The organism is Pseudoalteromonas piscicida (assembly GCF_002744175.1).
GTDB lineage: Bacteria > Pseudomonadota > Gammaproteobacteria > Enterobacterales > Alteromonadaceae > Pseudoalteromonas > Pseudoalteromonas piscicida_B.
Map to the genome: position 1 here is coordinate 1 of NZ_NKHF01000101.1, position 24,782 is coordinate 24,782.

Below are 24,782 nucleotides of genomic sequence, written 5' to 3' on the forward strand. Positions count from 1 at the left end.
TTTCTTCAACCGTTTCAGCTTGCTGAGTTTCGACCGCTTCGCTCTTTGTTGCCGTATCTTCTGCTGCCGTTTCTATCGTCTCACCATCGTGAGATGATTTGGCTTTTAGCTCTGCTTCATATTCAGCGGCGGCCTGATCCGCAACCGGAATAAATGCCGCAGATTGGGCTTTTTCAGGCGTATCCGAGCGACGACGACGTTGCCCTGCAGCTCTTAAGTGACGTGGTGAGCGTCTAGCGCGAGTGCGACCTTCTTTATTTTCGTCGTCTGATTGCGCGTCAGCTGCCTCAGTTGTTTGATCGTCAGAAATAGCTGGTTTGCTTGTTTCGTCTGTGTTTACAACCTTCTTTTGTTCCGTCTGTGTCTCAGTTTTCGTAGGTTCAGATTGTTCAGCTGGCTTGTCGCTTACCACCGCTTCGTCTTTATCTGCTTTTTGTACAGCAGGTTTTGACTTCTTCGGTTTAGGCTTTTGCTCAGCTTTTTTCTCTGTCGCAGTTTGAGCAGGTTGTTCAAGCGGCTTAGCCTCTACCTTTACTTCCTCGGTAGTTGCTTGTGCTGGCGTATTCACTTGCTCAGCATTGTTATCTTCAACACGGACTTTTTTACGCAGGTTACGTCTTTGTCGGCGTGGCTTAACTTTAGTTTCTTTTACAGTCGTATCGGCTGCTTCAGTTACTTCTGTTTTATCATTAGCCGGCTGTTTTACTGGACGATTTGCTTTGTCCTGATCCTGACGCTTCCTATTATTTGGACGGCGGCGCTTGCGATTGTCGCTACGTTGCTCATTGTTATTACTTTCATCTTTGTTCTCAACAGCGTTTTCTTTGTGCTGTTCATTACGGCGACGATTGTTATTACGACGGCGGTTGTTGTTGCGACGACGATTATCGCGATTGCTATTGTCCCTTGCTGGCTTTTCTTCGCTTGGCTTGCTTTCTTCTTGCGTCTCAGCTGCGAATAAGTTTTTGAACCACTGACTAATTTTAGCAAACAAGCTGGTCGTGTTCTGAGCCGCTTTAGGCTCCGGCTTACGGGCTTCTGGTTTGCTTGTCGCAGTTGACGAAGTAGCAGGTGCTGGCGCTGGTACATCAGGCATTACCACGCCTTTAAGCACAGGCTCTTCTTTGGTGATTGCTTGAGGTCTAGCGACTTCAATCGCTTCAGCTTCTGGTGTGGTGATTTGCTCGTAGCTTGCTGCTTCAGTTGTTTCATCTTTACGCAGCCTAACCACTTCGTAGTGCGGAGTTTCTAAGTGCTGATTTGGAATAATAACAACATGACACTCATGGCGCTTTTCAATGCGCTGTACAGAGCGACGTTTCTCATTGAGTAAGTAGGCACCAACGGCGACAGGCACTTGTGCATTTACCTGTGCGGTGTTGTCTTTAATTGCTTCTTCTTCAATTAAACGCAGGATGGATAGAGCGATAGACTCGTTTGAACGGATTGTACCTTGACCATCACAACGAGGGCAGGTGTGTTGACTCGCTTCACCTAGAGATGGACGTAAACGTTGACGTGACATTTCTAGTAAGCCAAAGCGAGAAATCTTGCCGATTTGTACGCGAGCACGGTCTGTGCGCACGGCCTCTTTTAAGCGGTTTTCAACTTCGCGCTGGTGACGAGGAGGGGTCATATCGATAAAGTCGATAACAATCAAACCACCAAGGTCACGTAAACGCAATTGACGTGCAATTTCGTCTGCGGCTTCAAGGTTAGTATTTAGCGCTGTTTCTTCTATGTCGCCACCTTTCGTCGCTTTTGACGAGTTGATGTCGATAGAGGTCAGTGCTTCGGTTGGGTCAATAACAATCGAGCCACCTGAAGGCAGACGTACTTCACGCTGGAAGGCAGACTCAATCTGACTCTCAATTTGGTAATGGGTAAATAATGGCACATCATTTTGATAAAGCTTTACGCGATTAATAAAGTCTGGGCGGAAGCGCTCAATGTGGGCTTTCGCTTCTTCAAATACACGTGGCTTATCAATTAAAATTTCACCGATATCACGACGTAGATAATCGCGAATTGCGCGGAAAATCACGTTACTTTCTTGGTGAATTAGGAAAGGGGCTTTGCCACTATTTGCGGCGTTTTGAATTGCTTCCCAATGCACTAAAAGTGCTTTTAAGTCGTACTCTAGCTCTTCAAAAGATTTGCCTACCCCAGCGGTGCGCACAATCAGACCCATACCTTTAGGTACGTTCAAACGGCTCAGCGCTTCTTTTAGTTCAATGCGTTCGTCACCTTCGATACGACGTGAAATACCGCCGGCTCTTGGGTTATTTGGCATCAATACTAAGTAGCTACCAGCCACACTAATAAAGGTGGTTAAGGCAGCTCCTTTTTGGCCACGCTCTTCTTTATCAACCTGAACGATAACTTCTTGGCCTTCTTTGATCACATCTTTGATATTTGGGCGACCATTGAATGTATAGCCATCAGGGAAGTACGTTTTGGCGATTTCTTTTAAAGGAAGGAATCCGTGACGCTCAGCGCCATAATCAACAAATGCGGCTTCTAGGGAAGGTTCGATGCGGGTAATTTTACCCTTGTATATATTGGCTTTTTTCTGTTCGTGACCTGGGCTTTCTATATCTAAATCATATAGACGCTGGCCGTCAACCAGTGCTACGCGCATTTCTTCTTGCTGCGTTGCATTGATCAGCATACGTTTCATATTGTAATTCTCTACTCAATTTATTTACAGCGCCTAATACGTCTTTCCTGTGCAGCGTGTTACGCCTTGGATGTTCCGGTTAAATGATGCAGTCTCACGACTGGGGGAAATGGAACATATTCACAGTTTCCGCTTTAAATCAGGGTAAAATCACTGATTAACTGTTCGCTTGTTGACGTTTATTCGTTTCACAAAGTGGTCATGCACGGGTTATTCATACTTGGTTTGCCAAGTTTGGCTACCGTTATATTTTGACTCACTAACTTTGTGCTTATCACGAGTTGCGGCCTGCTATGCACGGGTATTTCTGCAACTGTGGTCAACGTATCAGACAAATTTTAATTTCTTGCTTTTTGGTTTTTTGTTCGTGTCCAGTCATTAAACGAAATATTACGCGCTTCGCACTGACTGTTCGCACGTGTTTATCTTAGATGCTTGATAAAAGCTTTGGAAATATTAGCTCTAATCTGTATGATCTGCCATCCAAGATGTGCATCACGACATTGTTTTTGCGATAAAAAGCACCTCGCAAAAATTTTCGGGCTGATTATCCCACTAATAATGTCGAGATAGCAACTAAATTATTACTCAAATCAGTGATTAGGCAATGTCAGAGAAACCCGCATTAAAAGTTAGCTTTGTTACCGTGACCGAAGACCAAGAAGGTCAAAGGATTGATAACTTTTTAGTTACGCATTTGAAAGGGGTGCCAAAAAGCGCCGTATACAAAATTCTTCGTAAAGGGGAAGTGCGTGTCAATAAAAAGCGGGTAAAACCGGTTTATAAATTGCAAATAAATGATGAAATTCGCATTCCACCTGTTCGCGTTGCTGAAAAAACCGAGTTTGTGCCTAAGAACCTTGATAAAGTAGCTAATCTTGAAGATGCCATACTTTACGAAGATAAGTATCTGATAGTTATAAATAAGCCCGCGGGTATGGCAGTGCATGGTGGGAGCGGTTTAAGTTATGGTCTCATTGAGGCCTTGAGAGCATTGCGACCGCAAGAGCAGAGTCTGGAACTTGTTCACCGTTTAGACCGCGACACCTCAGGCTGCTTATTGATTTCAAAGCGTAGAGCGGTGCTAAAAGGTCTTCATGAGCAGCTAAGAGAAAAGACCATGGAGAAAAACTACCTAGCATTAGTTAGCGGTCAGTGGGATGCTAAGCATAAAAATGTGACTGAACCGCTTCGCAAAAACACCTTAAAATCAGGTGAGCGTGTGGTACGTGTAGATCATGAGCAAGGTAAACCTTCGCATACTCGTTTCAGAGTGGTTGAGCGCTTTGAGTCGGCTACTTTAGTACAAGCATCACCGGTCACGGGAAGAACGCACCAAATTCGTGTTCATACCCAATGTAAAGGTCATCCAATCGCTTGTGATGACAAATATGGCGACCAAGTATTTGATGCTAAAATGCGCGAAGTTGGGTTGAATCGTTTGTTTCTTCATGCCAAAGAACTCAGGTTTATGCATCCGAAAACAGAAACAACGCATCACGTTGAAGCCCCTTTAGATAGCGCGTTAGAAGCGTGTTTAGGAAAACTCAGGAAGTAATATGCGCTATAAGTGTGTAATTTTTGATTGGGATGGTACGGTGATGGACTCCGTGCCAAAAATCGTGAATACCATTCACTTGGCGGCTCAGTCTTGTGGAATACCGCCAGTCAGTGATAGCGAAGCAAAAAGTATCATTGGCCTATCTTTGCCTAAGGCGATGCAAGTGCTGTTTCCTCAGCATCAAGACAAAGCGGACTCTTTGACTAGTGCATACAAATATATCTATTCAAATGAAGATGATACACCATCACCAATATTTGAAGGGGTAGAATCGCTACTTAGTCAACTTCGCAGTCAAGGGATCAAAATAGCAGTGGCGACGGGAAAGAGCCGTACAGGCTTGGATCGCTTGATGGCGCAAAATAGTCTCTGTGATTATTTTTTAACAACCAGAACAGCCTGTGAAGCTAAGTCTAAGCCACACCCAGACATGTTATTGCAAATTCTGAACGAACTGGGTGTTGATGCTCAAGAGACCGTGATGGTAGGGGATTCAATCATTGATATGGATCTTGCTCGTAACGCAGGTGTAGATGCTGTTGGGATGACCTTAGGCGTCGCTTCTAGAGAGCAGCTATCGCAAACATCAGCATGTCATATTTGCGATAACTACCACGACCTATCTCAGTTATTGTTGGCTTGATTGTTCGGCAAGTACGTCAATACCAAACTCTAACAACATCTTAGTTAATTGGATGAGCGGAAGACCGATAAGTGTGTTGGGGTCTTCCCCTTCTAATTTGTCAAATAGGCAGATCCCTAAACCTTCACTTTTAAAGCTTCCAGCACAGTTATACGGTGTTTCTGCATCACAGTAGTTGCTAATTTGCGTTTGAGTCAGTTTGCGGAAATAAACCTGAAATGGCACCACTTTAGTGAGCGTTTTACCGCTTTCAATGTCAAAAACAGTTAAACCAGTCAAAAATGTTACGCGACTATTGCTAAATAGACTTAGCTGCTTAATCGCATTTTCCTTATTATGGGGTTTTCCTAGTATCTCGCCATTGAATAACGCAACTTGGTCCGAACCAATTACAATCCCTTTTTGATAGTTTGATATCGCTGCTTTGGCTTTTAATTCGCTTAATCGGGCAACCAGCTGCTCTGCCAACTCACCTTGATGCGCTTGCTCATTAACATCTGGCGAAAAAGAGGAAAAAGGAAGCATTAATTTTTTCAAAATAGACTGCCTAAAAGGCGAACTTGAGGCTAAAATAAGGGGCGTTTTCATGAATATTTTATCTTTGTGACAACATTGCCAACAGGATAAAGCGCAATAACGCGAAAAACAAAGGGAAAGTGTATTTTTACTTTGACTAACACGGTAACTATCTATATGATGCAGCCCCTATGCAAAAGGTGAAAATTCCCATCACTCTTGATCCATGCAGAGCAGCGCAACGTCGAGCATCTTATGACGGTGTTGTAATGCTTGAAGAACTTTCTCGATTGCAGCAAGTTGTGCGTGATCAAAGTAGTGAAATAGCGGTAGATATTCATTTCAACATCGACGAACAAGGTTTGGTTGTTGTGCAAGGCAAAGTCCGAGCCCACTTAACTGTTGTGTGTCAACGTTGTAATGATGAATTAGGGTTGGATTTGGAACAAGACTTTGCGTATTCGCCAGTCGGATTAGGTGCAGAGTCGGATGATCTTCCCGAGCGTTATGATGTGTTGGAACTTGACGAAGAAGGTGAAGTAAATCTAAGACAAATTGTCGAAGATGAGCTTTTACTGGCTATTCCGATTGTACCGACACATGATGAAGCGCAATGCTCTTATTCTGATGAGCCAAAGAGCTTTGGTGAAATTGAGGCAGAAGATAGCAAACCAAATCCATTTGAAATTTTGAAACAACTTAAGAAAGATTCTTAGGAGAAGGCTAATGGCGGTACAAAAAAGCAAGAAGTCACGCGCACGTCGTGGTATGCGTCGTTCACACGATGCGATCAGTGGACCAGCTCTAACTGTAGATCAGGTTTCTGGCGAGACTCATCGTCTCACCACGTGACTGCTGACGGTTACTACAAAGGCGTTAAAGTAATTTCTAACTAAGAGATTGCTTTATGCTGACTGATCTAACCATTGCGTTAGATATGATGGGGGGCGATTACGGCCCCCGTTCATCTATCCCTGCAGCGATCGCTGCTGTACTTAAGCACCCGAATCTAAATCTCATTCTGTGTGGTAACCAGCAGGTTATCGAATCAGCCTTATCCAAAGCAAATATGCTGGATCATCCAAGGCTAGCAATTAAGCATTGTAAAGAAGTCGTTACCAATAGCTGCGAACCCGCGTCTGCACTGCGAAATAAAAAACACTCCTCCATGCGAGTAGCACTCGATTTAGTCAAGTCCGGCGAGGCTCAGGCTTGTGTCAGTTCAGGCAATACCGGAGCACTTTTTTTTATGGCACATTATGTGCTGAAAATGCTACCGGGGATCAAACGCCCTGCATTGATCTCAGCAGTACCAACAGAGAAAAAACAACCTGTCTATCTTTTGGATCTTGGTGCCAATGTCCATTGTGACCCAGAAACGCTCTATCAGTTTGGGATTATGGGCTCTATTGTCGCAGGCCAAGCACTAAATATTCCGTCACCTAAAGTGTGCTTGCTGAACATTGGTTCGGAAGAGATCAAAGGCCATGATGGCATCAAGCAAGCTGCAAAATTAATGAAATCCTCTTCTGTTATAAATTATCAGGGCTACTGCGAAGGGAGCGATATGTTCACGGGCAAAGCCGATGTAATTGTTTGTGAGGGTTTTGTTGGCAATGTGGCGCTCAAAACCTGTGAAGGGATTGCTAAACTTATCATGCATAAGTTCAGTAAGGCATTAAAGAAGCACTTTTTTTATAAAGCGTTGGCATTTTTACTCCGACCCGTTATAAAAAAATTGTACAGAAGGGTGAACCCCGACCAGTATAACGGTGCAAGTCTGGTAGGATTGCGCGGTATTGTTGTGAAAAGTCACGGAAATGCCACAAATAAGGCATTTTTGGCCGCGATTGAAGAAGCTGCACAAGAAGTCCAGCGCAAGATCCCCGAAAAGATCCAAGCGGTGTTTGAACAAGTCGACACAGAAAAGCAACCGTCAGGTCCTCATCCATAGTATTTCAATGTGACATGAGGACGTGACGACAACAGAGAAAATAAGAGCACAGTATGTCACAAAAAATCGCATTATTTTTCCCAGGCCAAGGCTCACAGAGCGTGGGTATGTTATCTGAATTATTAGCATCGTCTGAAATCGTTAAAGCGACTTTCGCAGAAGCCTCAGAAGCGCTAGGCTACGATTTAGCAGAGCTTGTGCTGAATGGTCCTGAAGAGGAATTAAACCAAACTCATCGTACTCAACCTGCTTTGTTAACAGCCAGTGTTGCCATCTTCAGAGCATGGCAAGAAAAAGGCGTGGATGCCGAGCTGACACTTGCAGGGCACAGTTTAGGCGAATATTCGGCTTTAGTTTGTGCAGAGGTATTATCTTTGTCTGATGCCGTTAAGCTAGTCGAAAAGCGCGGTTTATACATGCAAGAAGCGGTTCCTGCTGGTACAGGCTCAATGGCTGCAATTATTGGTCTTGACGACGATGTGATTGCTAAAGTTTGTGCCGAGTCTGCACAGGGAGATGTCGTATCACCAGTGAATTTTAACTCCCCTGGTCAAGTGGTTATTGCAGGCCATGTAGAGGCAGTAAATAGAGCGTCAGAAGCTTGTAAAGAAGCAGGCGCAAAACGTGCGCTTCCACTCGCGGTGAGTGTACCTTCACACTGTGCGTTGATGAAACCTGCAGCAGATAAACTAGCAAAAGATTTAGAAGCACTGTCTTTCTCTGAGCCAAAGTTTGAAGTGATTAACAACGTTGATGTTGTCGTTGCAAAAGATGCAAACGCTATTAAAGACGCACTTATTCGCCAGCTTTATAGTCCAGTAAGATGGACGGAAACGGTACAAGCTGTTGCGAAAGAAGAGGTGACAACAGCCTATGAATTTGGCCCAGGCAAAGTGATTTCTGGCTTGGTAAAACGTATTGACCGTTCAGTGTCATGCGTATCGGTAAATGATTTGGCTTCAATCGAAGCGGCAGAATAAGAACGAGAGAGTTATGAGTAATTTATTTTCTTTGGCAGGTAAAGTGGTACTAGTTACTGGTGCAAGTCGTGGTATTGGTAAAGCTATAGCCACTGCATTGGTCGCACAGGGCGCTAAAGTTGCGGGTACTGCAACCAGTGAATCTGGTGCTGAGCGCATTTCAGATTATTTAGGCGAGAATGGTAAAGGTTACGCGCTAAACGTAACAGATGCCGACTCAATCGCTGCAACTTTGGATGCAATCAAAGCCGATTTCGGTGATATTGATGTGTTGGTAAACAATGCTGGTATTACTCGAGATAACCTATTGATGCGGATGAAAGAGCAGGAATGGGACGATATCATTGATACTAACTTATCTTCTATCTTCCGCTTATCGAAAGCGGTATTGCGTCCAATGATGAAGAAGAAAAGCGGTCGTATCATTAATATCGGTTCTGTGGTTGGCACTATGGGTAATGCGGGTCAAGCAAACTATGCGGCTGCTAAAGCTGGGGTAATTGGTTTTACAAAATCATTGGCTCGTGAGGTTGCATCTCGCGGTATTACGGTAAATACTGTAGCACCAGGCTTTATTCAAACAGACATGACAGATGAGTTGACCGACGAGCAAAAAGCGGCAACATTGGCGAATGTACCTGCGGGTCGTTTGGGTCAGCCAGAAGAAATTGCTGCTGCTGTGATTTATTTAGCCTCTGATGCGGCAGCTTATGTCTCTGGTGAAACTTTGCACGTAAATGGTGCGATGTACATGGTTTAACTCGTTAAGATCACAAATCAATTGAATTTTTTGTGATCTTGTCGACAACTGACTTGAAATCGTCGCGAAAATAGGCGATAAAAAGAGTCAAAGCTTTGTAACAGGTTTGACCAGAAAAAAAAGTACGGGTCAATCCTTGAATCCCAGAATGATGCGTCGTAAACTGCGCCGCAATCTGAAAATTAACGCAGTAGCGTTTAAATAAAGGAAAGAAGAATGAGCGACATCCAAGAACGCGTAAAGAAAATTATTGTTGAACAACTAGGTGTTAAAGAAGAAGAAGTTAAATCAGAAGCGTCTTTCGTTGATGATTTAGGTGCTGACTCACTAGACACTGTTGAGCTTGTAATGGCGCTAGAAGAAGAGTTCGATACAGAAATCCCTGATGAAGAAGCTGAGAAAATCACTACTGTTCAGGCAGCTATCGACTACGTTACTGCTCACGCTGAGTAACTAGCTTTTCTATTAGGGCAGCACTCGCTGCCCTAACTCTTTCTAGACCCCCCAATTATTATAATAATCCCTTTTTGGAGGACACCGTGGCTAAACGTCGAGTCGTAGTAACTGGCTTAGGTATGTTGACGCCGCTGGGTAATGATGTTGCATCTACCTGGCAGGGCTTATTAGAAGGCCGTAGTGGCATTCGCAATATCACGCACTTTGATACAGAAGGTTTCGGAACCAAGTTTGCAGGTTTAGTAAACGACTTTGATGTCACTGAGTATATTTCCCCTAAAGATGCCAAAAAAATGGATGTTTTTATCCAGTATGGTATTGCTGCAGGTGTACAAGCATTAAAAGACTCAGGCCTTGAAGTTAATGAAGAAAATGCTGCCAGAGTGGGTGTTGCCGTCGGTTCTGGTATTGGTGGTTTAACACTGATTGAAGAAAACCACGTCAAATTATTAAATAGCGGTCCACGTAAGCTATCACCATTTTACGTACCTTCCACGATCATCAATATGATTTCAGGCCACTTGTCTATCATGCACGGATTAAGAGGTCCTAATATCTCTATCGTTACAGCATGCACAACAGGTCTTCATAATATTGGCCACGCTGCACGTATGATTGCATACGGTGATGCAGATGCGATGGTCGCAGGTGGTGCTGAAAAAGCGTCTACCCCAATTGGTATGGGTGGTTTTAGCGCAGCTCGGGCGCTCTCTACACGTAACGATGACCCTCAAGCAGCATCGCGTCCTTGGGACAAAGACCGTGATGGTTTTGTACTCGCTGATGGTGCAGGTGTGATTGTGCTTGAAGAGTACGAGCATGCCAAAGCTCGTGGAGCAAAGATTTATGCTGAACTAGTTGGCTTTGGTATGAGTGGAGATGCTTATCATATGACATCGCCACCGGAAGATGGCGCAGGTGCGGCATTGGCTATGGTTAATGCACTGAATGACGCAGGTATTAATGCCGATCAGGTTGGTTATATCAACGCACATGGTACGTCTACCCCTGCGGGTGACGTTGCAGAAACTCAGGCCGTTAAGTCGGTATTTGGTGATGCAGCAAAAGACGTCATGGTGAGCTCGTCTAAATCTATGATGGGGCACTTACTTGGTGCAGCAGGCTCTGTTGAATCGATCATTTCGATTTTGGCATTACAAGATCAAAAGGTAACGCCGACCATCAATCTAGATAATCCAGATGAAGGTTGTGACTTAGACTATGTCCCACATACCGCTCGTGACGCGAAATTAGAGTACACTTTGTGTAACTCATTTGGCTTTGGCGGTACAAATGGTTCATTGCTATTTAAAAAGGTGTAAACCTGCCTTGGCTATTTAGTCGCAAATTAGGCTATGATAAAAAAGCTCGGCATTGCCGAGCTTTTTTATGTGACACCAATGCGTTTATCTGTATCAAGGAGAGCGGTTTGAATAATCAACAGCTTTTTTCAAGCAGTGATAGAGGGCTTGCTTATGGGGATGGCTTCTTCACCACGGCATTAGTAAGTGGTGGGAAAGTACAACTGTGGCCACTGCATCGAGATAGGCTCGTTAAATGTCAGCAGCGCTTATGCTTTCCTGCACTACCTTTGAATGATATTGAATCATTAGTTGAACAACAAGTGAAAGACATCGACAAAGGCGTGCTAAAAATACTTATTACCCGAGGAAGTGGCGGCCGTGGCTATCAGCCTCCAAAGTCGCCTGAGCTGAATATTAATGTCCAAGTACTACCCTATCCGGAGCACTATGTTGCATGGCAACAGCAAGGCATTGAGGTCGAGCTGAGTCGGATCCAGCTAGGTATTCAGCCCCTGTTAGCTGGTCTGAAAACATTAAACCGGCTAGAACAAGTACTTATTAAACAAGATGCGTTGAATATGTCTTGTGATGATGTCATTGTCACAGACATTCATAATCAGGTTATTGAAGCTTCCGCAGCAAATATTATTCTGATAAAAGCGGGGCATGTGTATACCCCAGATCTCAGTAATTCAGGGATCAAAGGAGTTTTCTTGAGCTCCTTGGAAACGCAATTAACGATCACTACAATAAAGCTAAGTTTTGACGAGTTAAAGGCCGCAGATGGTGTCTTTATTTGCAACAGTTTGATGCAGTTAGTACCGATTGTGAGAATAGATGACAAAATGTTTGAGCTCACTCATCTGCAGGCGCTCAAATCAAGGTATTTAGGGAAGTAATTTAGATGAAAAAACTGTTTATCATAGTCGCAATAGTGATAGCAGCAGGAGCATGGTGGGTATCTCAACAGATCAATCGAATTAAATTTGAACCGCTGACATTATCAGAGACGTTAGTAGAGGTAAAACCAGGACAAACCTTTACTCAACTTTGTCAACTTTGGCAGCGAAGTGGTGCATTATCTAGCTGTTTTCCCTACCAACTATACAGCAAGTTAGCGCCAAAGCTATTCTCTGTTCAAGCTGGGTTCTATGATGTTGAAGGTCATACCGTACTAGAGGCTATCGCTAAAATTAGCGGTGGTGAACAGCATAGTTTTAGTTTTACCATCATAGAGGGCATGCCCATATGGGAGGTTAAAAAGAAACTGCAACAGGCGCCGTATCTAATTCAGGATACGGATGTGCTAACGACTCAGCTAGGCATTACGCAGAACTCGGTAGAAGGGTGGTTGTATCCAGATACGTATCACTACCATGGTAACGATTCAGCAGTGCGGTTACTCAAACGCGCACATCGGAAAATGCAAAAAGTACTTGAGCAAGAATGGCAAAATAGAATGCCAGACCTACCATTAAATACGCCTTATGAAGCGCTGATCTTGGCATCGATCATAGAAAAGGAAACTGGGGTAAAAGCCGAAAGAGAAAAAGTCGCATCAGTATTTATCAACCGATTACGAAAAGGGATGCGACTGCAAACCGACCCTACTATTATCTATGGAATTGGTGAGCACTTTGACGGCGATATTAAGCGAAAAGACATGCTAGAAAAAACACCTTATAACACCTATCGAATTGATGGGCTTCCTCCCACACCGATAGCAATGCCATCCCAGGCTTCAATACATGCTGCGCTAAACCCCGCTACGACAGATTTCTTTTATTTCGTTGCTTCGGGTGATGGTGGACATCATTTTTCAACCACCTTAACTGAACACAATAAAGCGGTAAGAAAGTATATCCTAAAGCAGTAAATAGCGAAGTAATATTACCAATTGAATTCATTCTCTAATCAATTTGAAGGATAACATAGCAAATTTTTGCCTAGCTACTAAAGCTATTTCTGTGCTTCAAATAGCTCATTTACTTAATACATTTGGTATAAGGGGCGATACTGCCCCTGATTACAAGAGAAAATACTCCTTTATTCCAGATAATACGCTGGAAACCGCAACAGAGGCGAGAATAAGCCTCATTACACGACTCACTGGCCCACTATTTCCAATCCACTTATGGATCTTGCTCGCGGCGAGTAAAAAAACAATACGATGATGAAGACACTGAGCATCGACTGCTAGAAAGGCATTAAAAATCCTTAGCTCAGGCTAAATTAGAACCGTTCAAACTGAGTGAAGTACAGCTCTCTATTGCTCAGCTTTAGCGGTATTGACTGTTTGAAGCCAAGCAATAGCATCCTTATAGTTTTCAAAGTTTTTGATCTGTAGCCCGTGTTTTTCAGCGAAAGCCTCGATTAAGCCACTTTTGGTATCTGATGGTGCGATCACTCGAGCCAGTGCGATATCTTCAACAATCTGATTGAGCTTTTTTAGCACGGTTAACACGCTTGGATAGTCATAGGTGATATGTAGTTGCGAAACGTCGATGACTAGGCAATTAAGCTGGTTGGATTTTAGTGTCAAACCCAAGTTTTTATACATATTAAGGATGTTGGCTTCGACACATTCACCATAAGCCGCTGCGTGGATAAGTCTTTCATTAAGGTCTATGGTTGCGCGATAGGAAAACTTCTTCATACGAGCTGAGCCGAACTAAATGCTTTATTCAATAATAGTCCAAACTAATAAATTTCTCTAATTAGTAAAGTTAGGCGATAGCAAATAGGTAAGCTGAGCAATTACATCTAATTAGGTTTTAGGTATTTCCTGAGTTAGATTGTCAAAATATTCACTTGGTTAAACGGTAGAGATAATGAAATCAATAGGTGAGTATGATTAAACTTAATTTAGTGTAACTTAGAATGTATGTAGGGAGAACAACTGTTCTCCCTTTATCATAAGTCTAACTAGCGTCTACGAGCACGGAATAAACCAAATGCCCCAAGAAGTGTCATAAACCAACCAAATGAGCCAGATGACGAAGAGCTATTATCAGTGACTCCTGCATTATTTGAAACATTAGTCACAGTCAATACGGTTTGTGCTGAAGCACTTTCGGAACCATTGGAAACAGTTACTTCAAATGTTAAGTCTGTATCGTTGGATACATTTGGGGGGGTTACTACTAACTTCGAACTGTCATAACCTGAAATGGTTGCTTCTGGGCCATCTAGCTGTACCCAAGAGTAAGTTAAAGGCTCATCTGCACGGTTAGATACTTTTGCAGAGATCTGCACTGCTGAATCTTGTTCTGATGTAGTAAGTGCTTCAGGCAGCTCAACAGTGGGTGCTTCATTCTTAACCAAAAGAGTTGAATATGTTGTTACAGATTCTTGTTCATCTGATACAACTAACTTAAATGTAAGTTCAGCATCTTGTGATATGAATGGAGCAGTAACACTGAGGGTTGATGTATTTTCGCCCATTAACGTAGCTTCTGGCCCCTCTACTTGCGTCCATGAGTACTTTAACGTGTCATTATTTCTATCCGTTGCACTTGCAGCTAAAGTTACTACCTCAGACTCAGACATCTCAAACTCATCTTGTAAATTTACAATAGGTGCTGAGTTATCACAACTAGCACTTTCTCCGGATATCACTGAGTGAAAGATAGGTGACGCAATATTATTAATTTCTACCTGGTCGATAAACCAGCCAAGTGCGGCACTGGCACTATCACTTGCCAGGCGAAATCTGAAGCGTACAGTTTGACCGTCTAAGTTATCACCAAAACTAATTTCCTCAACCTCTCCCCAGTCGTTACGGCCAGTAAACACTGGACGATTTTGTAAAGTTTGGGCGTCATTATCAATTAGTTTGTCTGCATTATAACCATTTCTGAATGTTCCCCCAGCTTCTTTGGACGTAACATCTATCCAGTTACCACCGTTAATGCTGATTTCGACTACAGCTCCGTCCCAATTATCCTCCAGGAAATATAGGTGCCAGAAAGATATAGTAAAATCACCACCATAACCTACTTCAAATGGTAAGGTTTGCGCTGCAACATCTGATTGGAAACTATTATTCTTGAGGAATAAGGTAGACTCGCCAAAGTCTATGCCGGGGTTGTTAGCTGCGAATAGGTTAGTTACAGAAGTATCGAACCCAACAGTACCCACTGCCTCTGTACCACCAAACATAACAGACTCTTTGAAATCAGCAAGAGAAGTAAGGTTCTCCATATCCGCTGTCGCAGAGTAACCATCTAACGCTTCTAACTCGAAGTCATAGTTGACTTTTAAGGTTGCGGTGAGTTCTGGTGAACCTAACACTTCGTCATCTGCTAATTCTGGAAAAGTTACTTTATAAGTTAAAGTATCTGCAATGCCTGCACTCTTCAAAGTCGCTTTTATGTAGGCGCTTTCAACAGTGCTAAGCGGTGAAATCGTATCAAATATAAAGACACCGTCATTTTCAAGTTCAACGTCATGGTCACTCGTTACTTCTATTTTTGCTTTTACATTGTTAAGAGGTTCATTACCAGCGTTTTTGACGGATACTTTTAACGCAGCGGTTTCATTAATATCGAGAACATTATCATTACTGCAGTAACCAGCTGTCTCATCCGTAAAGCTTGTGTTTATAGCTGTTGATATTAAAGAAGCCCCTTTAATTTCGGTGCTATATGATTCTACAACACCTCGGTTCTCATCATCAGAACGTTCAGGAGATACCGCACCCAATCCCATTCCACGCTTAGCAAAAGCTGCTAGAGCCAGATCGAAGTCTTGTTGATCAGATGCATATATGGACGATAGAATTGCATCTCTCGCTTCTGTATATGTAGGTTCAATTGGTGTCGCTTTATAGCCCTCTATTAGATAGACAGCCATTCTGTCTTGGGCTTCTTGGAAACCGTGTTTGTTGATTAATGCTACATAGACTTCCCATAAAACAACGGCCCAAATCTCACCTGGCGCATGCGGTGAAGCTACGCTCGTCGGTGGTAAATTATTAGGCGTAGCACCGCTTTCAATATGTTTAAATGTGAGTGGGTTAATACTCATATCTGTAGTGTACGGAGCTCGGCGAATGCCTCTAGTAAAGTCTTCAACAAAAGTACCTGTAGCATAAGGTATTTGAAACTTATCATTCCCCGCAATTTGTAAATCTGATTCCAAAGCTAGGAACATCAGCGAGTGGAAGTCACCCCAGCCCTCACCCATGGCTCGACCTTGGAAGTTAGTTAAACCAGAAGAGTTACCCACTAAACGGTTGGAAATATAGTGACCCCACTCATGCGCGATAATCCCATTATCGAAAGTTGAATCCTTCAACAAATATGCATTAGACATATTAACAGTAACTGTCTCAGATTGTTCAAGCATGTCATAAATTAAGTGGCCATCAGCAAAGCTTAGTCCCATTGATGGCAGGCTTACCGAGTCATCTTCACCACCCATTGGTGCAGGAGTGCCATCATCATTATTATTGACAACGATAGCGCCAATTGCGCCGGCTTCTTGAACAAATTTTACTTTGTCGGTGAAGCTACAGCCTCCACGATCAATTAAAGCAATTTTTCCGGAAATTTCAGCTGCATTGACTGTTGTTTGACAGCCGTCTGTACTAGTACCTTCGCCATCATCAACACGAGCGACAACTTCTGTTACGTCAAATTGGCGCGCACCAAAGCCTGCAATTTGTGTAGATTCAAGTAACAACTTATTGCCTTCTGGGTCTAAGGTAATTCCGAAGTCGATACCGAGCTTGGCATCTTTACTATTCCACAGGTACTGTTGCATTCTTGGGCTACGGCCGTCAGCTGGTGTAGACATATTCGCATTATTTAGGCCTGAGTGATCTTGAGCTTGTACATGCAGTGGATCATTTTCTTCACCGCCACGACCATAGTTTGACATTTGGGCGTTACCAGCCTTTTCATCAAAGCCATAATCATAAAAAAAGTCATGTAGAAAATTATTCATGTAAAAAAGGTTTACAATCGCAGCTTTTCGATTTTGTGTGCTATTGGGAGACTGGTTATTATCCAAGACGTAGTCAAATGTTTTAGCAGATGTGATTTCTGCAGTAAAATCACCTTCTGTAAAGCCATCTGGCGCGACAACATCTGCATATGCAAATACATTGTTACCTTTAGTAATTGTTGCATCTTCACTTAGCCATGCATCTCCTGTACTGAGCTTACTAAAAGAAGACAGAGTTACTAGTGGTGCAGGAAGTATTTCTGTTTTATCTGGTCCTTCGTCTAATTTAGGTATTACATTTCCGTGAGGCCCTTCCATTGGGTAACCATCTTCATTTGCATATACACGGTATGTGAATTCACTATCGTGAGCAATTAGACTATGTTTGTGCAAGATCTTACCACGGCTGTCAATAACGTATGCCCATGTATCTGCTTCTACGCTGTTTTCTTTAAAGACCTCGATCTCTACATAATTTGCAGCAACAAGTTCACTTCCAGTGTCGAAATACACTTTCTTGCTTCTAGGTTTGAAGCCCGCTTTGAAATTGCTGCCAAACTGTACTTCGAAACTGGTATATTTTCCTTCTGTTTTCTCTTGATATAGGTTTATTTGATTGGCTGATATACCAAGATCTGAAGATGCATTTAACACGGCATCTTTTGGTGTTGCGAAATATGTTGTACTCAAATCAGCTCTATTGAGCTTACTTTTGGCACTAAAGTAACCTGAACCTGCAACTAAATTAAATTCCTTGTCCATAATGACATTGTATTGACGGTTGAATACCTCAATACCATCGATAGTTTGTTGATATTTTGCAATTTTTGTCCCGCGTTTTCCTTGGTGTAAGTCTTTTAGTTCGGCATCAGATGATATGGCTTGCTTAGTAACATTAAAACCAGTTAAAGAGTTTAAATAGTAGTTTGCAGCATGTTCAACACGGTCTTCTTTAGCAATGTTACTAAAGTTTGGGTGTTTTATTGATTCAGGTGCCCAAACAAAAGTAGCCTTTGCTAATTGAGAGTCATAATGACTTTTCATACCGGAAGCCGTAGGTAGTTTAGACAATGCTAGCTCGGACGAGGCAGTTGTAAAAAAACTGTTGTTATTCACTTGTCCCGTAAACTGCAACGCCGTTGTTGCGTTAACTGTTCCGGTTGTACCCATGGCGAAAACGATGGAAGCGTAGAGGAAAGAGGGTTTAAATTGGTTTTTCATTTTTTTCCTATCTTTTATTATTGAGTTTTTAGTTGTTAAATTTTTTATTCTTGATCTAAAGTAACAATAAAGGAACAAAAAGGAAACAAAATAAAATGAAAAATTTCAGATGTAGTGTTTTGGTGTTAATTTTATGTGCGGTTTTTCTAGTTTCTAGTTGTGTGGAAGAGCAACGGATAAATAATGCTCAAAAAACGCCTGAGTTGAAGAGCACAGAATTAGAATCTAATACAAAACAGTTTTTGATAATAAAAAATGGCATGGATAAAATTAAAGTTGAAAAGAGTAACCTTTACGCAGGAGATGAGGTCTACAATCTATCGATCAGTCAAGTTGGTATCGTGACAGGAGAAATTATTTTAGTCACTTCTTCAATTGATGCTGTAAATTTTGAAGCTATAGATATTAACTTTGATAGGCTAGAGTCGTTAGGCGATGAGCTATATTCCATTACAGCAACACCGTCGGAAGATATTATTTCAATTCATCAATATTTAATGAGTAGCGCAGCAGTATCACGTTCAGAAATTCAAGTCCGCTATCTAGGTCTACATACTGCTGAGGAACGCTAAGTTAACTCATTGGCGACTTCTGCTATTTTTTGTCTTAACCAGATATGGCTTGCATCACGGTGCAAAAGTGGACTCCAGATCATGTCTAATTCAAAAGGCGGAATGGGGAAGGGCGGCTCAAGGACTGCCAATGTGGGATCATCACGGTAGATATTCGCGGCCTTTGAGGGGAGTGTCGCAATAAGGTTTTGTTCTTTAGCTAAGTGTATTGCTACATGGTAGTTACGAGTAAAGGTTGCAATATTTCTGTGTTTACCAAAATGCGCTAGGGCTTCGTCAACCCAACCAAGTTTTTGTACATCAGCAGGGTCCATACCAACACCAACACCAAACCCTGTTTTACTCACCCAAATATGGCGAGATTTCAGATAAGCATCTAGGGTAAAATTATTGATAATGGGGTTGTCGGACTTCACTAAGCAACAAAAGCTATCTTTCCAAATTCGTTTGTGGTGAAAAGACTGTGGTAAGTTTTCAAAACGATTGATGGCCATATCCACCTTACCATTCTCAACGTCATGAAAAGTAACGTCACTTGGTGTTAGGATATCAAGTGTCGTGTCAGGCGCTTCTTCATGCAGTTTATTGAGAAGTTTTGGAGCCAGAGTGCTCGCTGCGTAATCACTGGCCATGATCCGAAAAACACGATTACTAATAGCAGCTTCGAACTCTCTGTTAGGGGCTAAGGTTTCCTCTAAGGTCATCAATATCCCACGGATCACGGGTTGAAGCTCTAAAGCACGCTCCGTGGGAACCATGCCCTCACTAGTGCGAACTAAAATAGGGTCATTAAAGAGGTTTCTGAGACGCTTTAGACCGTTGCTCATTGCCGGTTGGGTGATACTTAATTGGTTCGCAGCACGTGTTACATTACATTCTCGAAGTAAAGTATCGAGGTAAACCAGCAGGTTTAGGTCAATTTTACTAATGTTCACTCAGGTTTCCTTTGTATTCTTCTTCTTTTTTGGCGCCTTGGAGAAATCGATTCTCTTGTGGGTAAGGGTAAATATGTTTAACTACTCTTTCCCTTACATCCCGTTGTGCCTGTTGCCAAAACAACACCTCAGCCAGATCTGGATGATGGCGTAGAAACATTTCCCTTAGTTTAGGATTTGTCAGTACAAATGTACACAATTGTTCTGGGAATACATCTTGTGGGGCACTGGATATATCTCCAGAATCATACATTTCGTCGAGCCCTTGCTTCGGTAAAGCTCTAAAATTCATTTCGGTTAAGTATTGTACTTCGTCATAGTCATAGAAAATGACACGGTGATGTTTACTTACGCCAAAGTTTTTCAGCAACATATCACCAGGAAAAATATTGACGGCCAGCATTTCTTTTAGTGCAAAACCATAATCTCTAATCACATTTTCGCAAGTTGCTTCATCAGCATGTTGCACAAATAAATTGAGTGGTGTCATCCGGCGTTCAATATATAAATGTTTGATCACCATATTCTCTCCCTCAATTCTGATACTTTGTGAAATTGAGGCTAACAAGAGCTGATAAAGCTCGGGTGAAATACGTGCAAGGGGCAGCACAACATCTGAATATTCTATGGTGTCTGCCATTCGACCTACACGGTCGTGTCGTTTTACCAATTGATAGCGTTCGAGTACGGTGCTTTTGTTAAACGGTTTGCTCTCGGGGAACTTATCGCGGATCACTTTAAAAACATAGGGAAAGCTGGGCAAAGTAAACACCATCATCACCATGCCTGGCGTTCCTGGTGCAACTTCAAATTGCTCTTCTGAGTTAGCAAGGTGATGTAAAAACTCTCGATAAAATTCGGTTTTCCCTTGTTTGTGAAAACCAATGGCATTGTAAAGTTCGGCTTTGGTTTTATTTGGCATTAACTGGTTCAAAAACTTAACCAATGCAGAAGGCGCATGTGTTTCAACTAAAAAGTAGGCGCGGGCAAAACCAAAAATAACACGCATTTGCGAACTGTTGGTTAATAGTGCATCAATCAGTAACCCTCCACTTTTGGCGTGTAACACGGAGATGATAAATGGTTGCACACCAGATTTGGATACGACTCTTCCGACGATATAAGCTCCTTTATTGCGATAGAAGGGGGCACTGAGGATATCAAAGCGCATTAAGTGCGCTTGATGGTGGGTGTTAGGCGCTTGTTTCAAAAATGCTTTTACTAGCAACCGAATATCACGGTCTAAGTCTTCAAAATTGCAATGAAAGTCTATTTGTTCAATGATCTTTCTTATCGTGGGCTTTAGGCCATTCACCACTGGAAAATAGCTGCGATATTCTGCTTCAACTGGGAGTGAAGTCGCATTTGCAAGCTGGGTCTCTACAAAAATGAAATCGCTGTTGTAGTAGCGACGATGAAAAAGGCGACAAAAAACGGAATTATAAAAAGTTTCTGCAAGTTCAGGTTGAGGGTGAAAGGTCAAACGCTCAAGATACGCTTGCTTAACTTGATACCAAAGTGTCTCATTAAGTTGAGTCGACTGATAAAGCTGCATGAGTTTGTTTGCGGTTTCATCAACTTTACTATCGTACTGACTGATCCTCGACTTACTTATTCTTTCAATCTCTCCCCAGTTCTGATTGGCAAAAGCAATGGGCGCCAATTTAGTAATTTGCACAAATGCAAGATAGTGATTTTGGAAACCAGATAAAATCTGCTCAGCCAGGTGCTGTGCCTGCATATATATCCCTCATAATTCACTCATATTGAGATTCTTTCACTTTACAAGGGAATGCTTAAAAAGTCATCTGGTAATACCAGTTAACAAGACAAAGGGCTGTGACTTATCCCGAATTCAGGTTAATTATATAAATACAAACCGGCAGTCAAAGTAGCATCAGTTTTCATAGCGCTTGAGACGCTTTTCTAACATTGAGATCTCTTTCTCTAAACCTTTCATGGCTTTAACATGTGACTTATTGATTGCTTTAATCTTTTTAGTGACTTGTCGGACTACTTTTTTCCGCCTGTCGTCATTCATCAGCTTTGTCAGTTTGTCTTGTTCGTCCCTAACCGCGCTGTCTCTTTTGCGGTTGAGAATGGCTTTTTCGTGGTGTTTAGCCCGAAGAGCATGCTTTGTTCGTTTAATGATTTGGGTACGTTCAATATTGTTGAGCGTCTTATAATGTTGCTCAGAAGGGGCGTTGGCCTTGGGGTCTGATGTCGTTATGGTATGCTGAGTAGCATTTGCTGAGCAGGGAAATTGGCTAAATACAATCCCCCTGTCTGTGGTGCATTTAAAATATGTTACGGTTTCTGCGTTCGCGTTAAGCGAGAAAAAGAACATTAATAGTAACTTGAGTGGTAATTTCATATGGCATCCTTGCGGTTCAAAAAGTGCTTTTTAAACATAGATGACAAGTCCATTACTTCAAGGTCATTGTGCTTCTGGCGCGGTGAATTTTTTTAATGTTTTGATACTTTGGATCAAAAACGGAATATCCAAGTTACCATTTAAAACGAACCCTTCTTTCGCTGACATCTGTTTAAAACTACCGTCTTGATTTACTAAGGTAATTTTATCTTTTTTGTATGCGATAAGTACACCTTGCGTAAAGTTCACGCCTTCTGCATGAGAGCGAGTTTTAATATTGGATGCGAGCATACTTTGTTGTGCTAACGCATCACAGCCCAACACAGAGCTAAGCGCTGTAAAGGTAATATCATGTGGCTGAATTAGCCCTGTGGCCTTGGCAAACAATGCCACATTGGTGATAGCAGAACTTGTTAATATGGTCGATTTTTGAGGGCTAACATCAATTGCTACAAACGGTTTGGTTAGATCAATTTCAGTATGACGGGTTGCATCAAGAATGGTTAAATTACCACTGTCTGTCGCTGGAATAAACGAAAACTCGTTGTTTAGCTCAACGCTCAATAGCGCATTATTTACAGACCAAACCGGTATTTGTTGTTGTAGCAACACAGACTCTTTGTAGTAGCTTGGTAGTCCGTAAATTAGGCTAAATAAGGCATCACTACTGTTGCCTGCGCGTAGTACGGAATCTAACTGAAAAACCTTATTACTCTCAGTTTTAAGCGCTTTTATTGATGCCTGTTGATATGCTCCTTCACTGCTAAAAGCATAAATAGTCAAGTTGGTTTGCGGTTCTGCTTGGCAACTGTATGACACGACTGGCGCTTTATATTTAGAGTGAGCGCTACTCACATCTAGTGCATGCGCTTCTTCGTAACGTTCGATATCAAGTAAATCATGTCTTGCGAGCAAGCTTTTTGCTGTGGTTGGGTAAGACAAAGGCAAGACGTTATCTTGTTTGGTAATGTCGAAAAACGCATTGGCATCAGCCCAAATATGAAGGCTATGACTCAAAGCAAAGCAGGTGACAATTGTGCCTGTTGCGTAACGAGGGAAAGTATAAGACTTTAACTCAGCTAGGTGTCGCCATGCGTAGTTCCCCGCTAACAACTCAAAGGTGAGTATCAGCGCAAGAATGAGCAGAGTAACAATTAAGTTGAATACAGAAGAGCCAACCAAGGTCTCCCATAGCAACACAAATATATCAGGTAACGATGATGGGTTTATATGATAACCCAACTGTAAATAAACGAAGGCGTCTACTGTCAGCACCACAATGCCAAGCGTGGCTATAAACGCCGCCATCCCTCGAATATGTCGCGGATAGGGAAATATTAGACTGAGCGGAAAGATTGTTAATACAAACGCACAAAAGGTGATAAAGCTGGTGTGGCTTATCCAAGTGATCAGCATATAAAACCAGCCAACAAACGTACTGGGCGATTTATCGGCAAATAGATAAACTAAACTGATCAACAAAACCAAGCCAATGTTTGCAAAGGTAAACCAATGTCCCCAGCTTAACAATTGACTTGCTTTGGATGAAAAAGGGCTGTGCGGTGTAAGATTCATTCCGTTACTTTACTGATTGAGTAAGCGCTTTGGCAAAATTTTCGGCAACAGATTGTCTCTTATTCTCTGGAACATGTTCTTTTAGAATGTGCGTGATAGAATTACCTAAACACATCAAGCTAAGATCAACTGGTGCGTTTTGCGAGCTTAATACATTAATTAATTGGTCAACAATTTCTTCTACTTGTTTATTGGAATACTTTGATTGGATAGGCATCAGTTGGTTCAATTTATAAAAGCAATAATTTTTACATTTTAACATTAGAGGCGTGAAAAACAAAGATGAGCGTTGAGGTAAAAAAACTAGTTGTTCACTATGTAGACAAACAGGACGAAGATACCGAAATACATCTCCGTGAAGATGAAATGCAAGTCAATGACAAAGTAAATGTTTTCATTGAACAATTACATCATGCTTATAACGGCAAGCCGGGGAAAGGGTTTTGTGCATTCAGTGGCGAAAAAAGTAGCGTTGTTGCTTCTGCAATGCAGAGTTATCGAAATAATGAGCTGAATTTTTGGAATTTAACCCAAGAAGCAACCAATGTACTCAAAGAAGAGCTGAATAAATACGCTTTCCACGAAACTGGATATTTAGTGTTTTGCCATTACCAATATGTTGCCAGCAATTTTATTATGATCGCGCTTATCAATATAAAAGAGCATTATACCATCACCTCTGATTTGGATTTGTCTGCTGCAAAGCATTTGGATATTTCACGGATGCAACTTGCTGCGAGAATTGACTTGGATGCATGGGACACGGCGGCGGAAGAAAACCGCTATATTTCCTTTATAAAAGGGCGTGCAGGACGCAAAGTTGCAGACTTCTTCCTAGACTTTCTAGGTTGTGAAGAGGGAATTGATCCAAAACAACAGTCTCAAACTATGCTTCATGCGGTGGAAGACTATTTATCCTCTCAACAATATGAGAAGTCTGAAAAAGACGATATTCGTAAAGAAATCTTTGATTATTGCAATGATTGTGTCAGTAGTGGTGAAGATGCCGATGTTAATACTTTATCGGATACGCTTTCTAAGTCTTCAGATGTAAAATTTGAGGACTTTTACAAAGAGCAGGGTTACGAACTCGAAGAAAGCTTCCCTGTTGATAAAAAGACGGTGACTAGTATGGTTAAGTTTTCCGGCTTAGGCGGTGGCGTTAGTGTTGGGTTTGAACGCAAGCATTTAGGTGAGAGAGTGATTTACGATGCCGCTAATGATACGCTCACGATAAAAGGCGTACCGCCGAACCTTAAAGACCAAATAGAACGCTATTATAACGATGAATCTTAGCAGCTC

Annotated in this window: 21 protein-coding genes and 1 pseudogene; 13 read left to right on the forward strand and 9 right to left on the reverse strand. The window is 42.1% G+C overall.

Going from position 1 to position 24,782, the window contains the following annotated elements:
• A partial coding sequence (gene rne, locus CEX98_RS20255; protein ID WP_099643805.1) for a ribonuclease E occupies positions 1-2,680 on the reverse strand: 2,680 nt, incomplete at its 3' end.
• Positions 2,681-3,287: 607 nt separating this feature from the next.
• Here rne and rluC point away from each other — a divergent pair.
• Positions 3,288-4,238: a 23S rRNA pseudouridine(955/2504/2580) synthase RluC gene (gene rluC, locus CEX98_RS20260; RefSeq protein ID WP_099643806.1), complete on the forward strand. Its 951-nt coding sequence runs from the start codon at positions 3,288-3,290 to the stop codon at positions 4,236-4,238.
• A gap of 1 nt (position 4,239) precedes the next feature.
• Positions 4,240-4,884: an HAD-IIIA family hydrolase gene (locus CEX98_RS20265; RefSeq protein ID WP_099643807.1), complete on the forward strand. Its 645-nt coding sequence runs from the start codon at positions 4,240-4,242 to the stop codon at positions 4,882-4,884.
• Here the strand turns inward: CEX98_RS20265 and CEX98_RS20270 are convergent.
• The gene (locus CEX98_RS20270) at positions 4,870-5,472 is read right to left on the reverse strand and encodes a Maf family protein (RefSeq protein ID WP_099643808.1); all 603 of its coding nucleotides are present in this window, start codon (positions 5,470-5,472) and stop codon (positions 4,870-4,872) included. The genes CEX98_RS20265 and CEX98_RS20270 overlap by 15 nt on opposite strands.
• Positions 5,473-5,591: 119 nt before the next feature.
• On the opposite strand from CEX98_RS20270, the gene yceD reads away from it, so the two are divergent.
• From yceD to mltG, 9 genes and pseudogenes are all read left to right on the forward strand, one after another.
• The gene (yceD, locus tag CEX98_RS20275) at positions 5,592-6,116 is read left to right on the forward strand and encodes a 23S rRNA accumulation protein YceD (RefSeq protein ID WP_099643809.1); all 525 of its coding nucleotides are present in this window, start codon (positions 5,592-5,594) and stop codon (positions 6,114-6,116) included.
• Between the two features lie 10 nt (positions 6,117-6,126).
• Positions 6,127-6,296: pseudogene (gene rpmF, locus CEX98_RS20280) on the forward strand (50S ribosomal protein L32).
• 11 nt (positions 6,297-6,307) lie between these two features.
• Positions 6,308-7,354, forward strand: coding sequence for a phosphate acyltransferase PlsX (plsX, locus tag CEX98_RS20285; RefSeq protein ID WP_099643810.1), 1,047 nt, complete (start codon positions 6,308-6,310; stop codon positions 7,352-7,354).
• A 53-nt stretch (positions 7,355-7,407) separates the two neighbouring features.
• The gene (gene fabD / locus CEX98_RS20290) at positions 7,408-8,334 is read left to right on the forward strand and encodes an ACP S-malonyltransferase (protein ID WP_099643811.1); all 927 of its coding nucleotides are present in this window, start codon (positions 7,408-7,410) and stop codon (positions 8,332-8,334) included.
• A 13-nt stretch (positions 8,335-8,347) separates the two neighbouring features.
• Positions 8,348-9,094, forward strand: coding sequence for a 3-oxoacyl-ACP reductase FabG (fabG, locus tag CEX98_RS20295; RefSeq protein ID WP_099643812.1), 747 nt, complete (start codon positions 8,348-8,350; stop codon positions 9,092-9,094).
• A gap of 216 nt (positions 9,095-9,310) precedes the next feature.
• Entirely contained in the window at positions 9,311-9,547 is a 237-nt protein-coding gene (gene acpP / locus CEX98_RS20300) for an acyl carrier protein (RefSeq protein ID WP_010374019.1), read from the forward strand.
• An 86-nt stretch (positions 9,548-9,633) separates the two neighbouring features.
• The gene (fabF, locus tag CEX98_RS20305) at positions 9,634-10,872 is read left to right on the forward strand and encodes a beta-ketoacyl-ACP synthase II (protein WP_099643813.1); all 1,239 of its coding nucleotides are present in this window, start codon (positions 9,634-9,636) and stop codon (positions 10,870-10,872) included.
• Positions 10,873-10,979: 107 nt separating this feature from the next.
• Complete coding sequence (pabC, locus tag CEX98_RS20310; RefSeq protein WP_242441775.1) at positions 10,980-11,753, forward strand: aminodeoxychorismate lyase; 774 nt, start codon at positions 10,980-10,982, stop codon at positions 11,751-11,753.
• A gap of 5 nt (positions 11,754-11,758) precedes the next feature.
• Positions 11,759-12,730: an endolytic transglycosylase MltG gene (gene mltG, locus CEX98_RS20315; protein ID WP_099643814.1), complete on the forward strand. Its 972-nt coding sequence runs from the start codon at positions 11,759-11,761 to the stop codon at positions 12,728-12,730.
• Positions 12,731-13,120: 390 nt separating this feature from the next.
• On the opposite strand, the gene CEX98_RS20325 is transcribed toward mltG, so the two are convergent.
• A complete protein-coding gene (locus CEX98_RS20325; RefSeq protein ID WP_099643815.1) occupies positions 13,121-13,510 on the reverse strand; it encodes a hypothetical protein in 390 nt (129 codons plus the stop codon).
• Positions 13,511-13,779: 269 nt separating this feature from the next.
• Positions 13,780-18,024, reverse strand: a complete 4,245-nt coding sequence (locus CEX98_RS20330; protein ID WP_099643816.1) for a rhombosortase-dependent M36 family metallopeptidase — start codon at positions 18,022-18,024, stop codon at positions 13,780-13,782.
• A gap of 95 nt (positions 18,025-18,119) precedes the next feature.
• Between CEX98_RS20330 and CEX98_RS20335 the strand changes: the two genes are divergently transcribed.
• Entirely contained in the window at positions 18,120-18,596 is a 477-nt protein-coding gene (locus CEX98_RS20335) for a hypothetical protein (protein ID WP_099643817.1), read from the forward strand.
• On the opposite strand, the gene CEX98_RS20340 is transcribed toward CEX98_RS20335, so the two are convergent.
• The 5 genes from CEX98_RS20340 to CEX98_RS20360 all read right to left on the reverse strand — a co-directional run bounded on the left by CEX98_RS20340 (position 18,593) and on the right by CEX98_RS20360 (position 23,697).
• Positions 18,593-19,531: a LysR family transcriptional regulator gene (locus CEX98_RS20340; protein ID WP_099643818.1), complete on the reverse strand. Its 939-nt coding sequence runs from the start codon at positions 19,529-19,531 to the stop codon at positions 18,593-18,595. The genes CEX98_RS20335 and CEX98_RS20340 overlap by 4 nt on opposite strands.
• On the reverse strand, positions 19,521-21,272 hold the full coding sequence (gene aceK / locus CEX98_RS20345; RefSeq protein WP_099643819.1) for a bifunctional isocitrate dehydrogenase kinase/phosphatase: 1,752 nt from the start codon (positions 21,270-21,272) through the stop codon (positions 19,521-19,523). The genes CEX98_RS20340 and aceK overlap by 11 nt, the downstream gene beginning before the upstream one ends.
• A gap of 156 nt (positions 21,273-21,428) precedes the next feature.
• On the reverse strand, positions 21,429-21,905 hold the full coding sequence (locus tag CEX98_RS20350) for a hypothetical protein (RefSeq protein ID WP_099643820.1): 477 nt from the start codon (positions 21,903-21,905) through the stop codon (positions 21,429-21,431).
• Positions 21,906-21,968: 63 nt separating this feature from the next.
• Positions 21,969-23,480, reverse strand: coding sequence for a DUF3413 domain-containing protein (locus CEX98_RS20355; protein WP_099643821.1), 1,512 nt, complete (start codon positions 23,478-23,480; stop codon positions 21,969-21,971).
• 4 nt (positions 23,481-23,484) lie between these two features.
• Positions 23,485-23,697 carry a DUF1414 domain-containing protein gene (locus tag CEX98_RS20360; protein WP_099643822.1) on the reverse strand — a complete coding sequence of 71 codons (213 nt, stop codon included), beginning with the start codon at positions 23,695-23,697 and terminating at the stop codon, positions 23,485-23,487.
• 65 nt (positions 23,698-23,762) lie between these two features.
• On the opposite strand from CEX98_RS20360, the gene yejK reads away from it, so the two are divergent.
• Positions 23,763-24,776, forward strand: coding sequence for a nucleoid-associated protein YejK (gene yejK, locus CEX98_RS20365; RefSeq protein ID WP_099643823.1), 1,014 nt, complete (start codon positions 23,763-23,765; stop codon positions 24,774-24,776).
• The last annotated feature ends 6 nt before the right edge of the window (positions 24,777-24,782 follow it).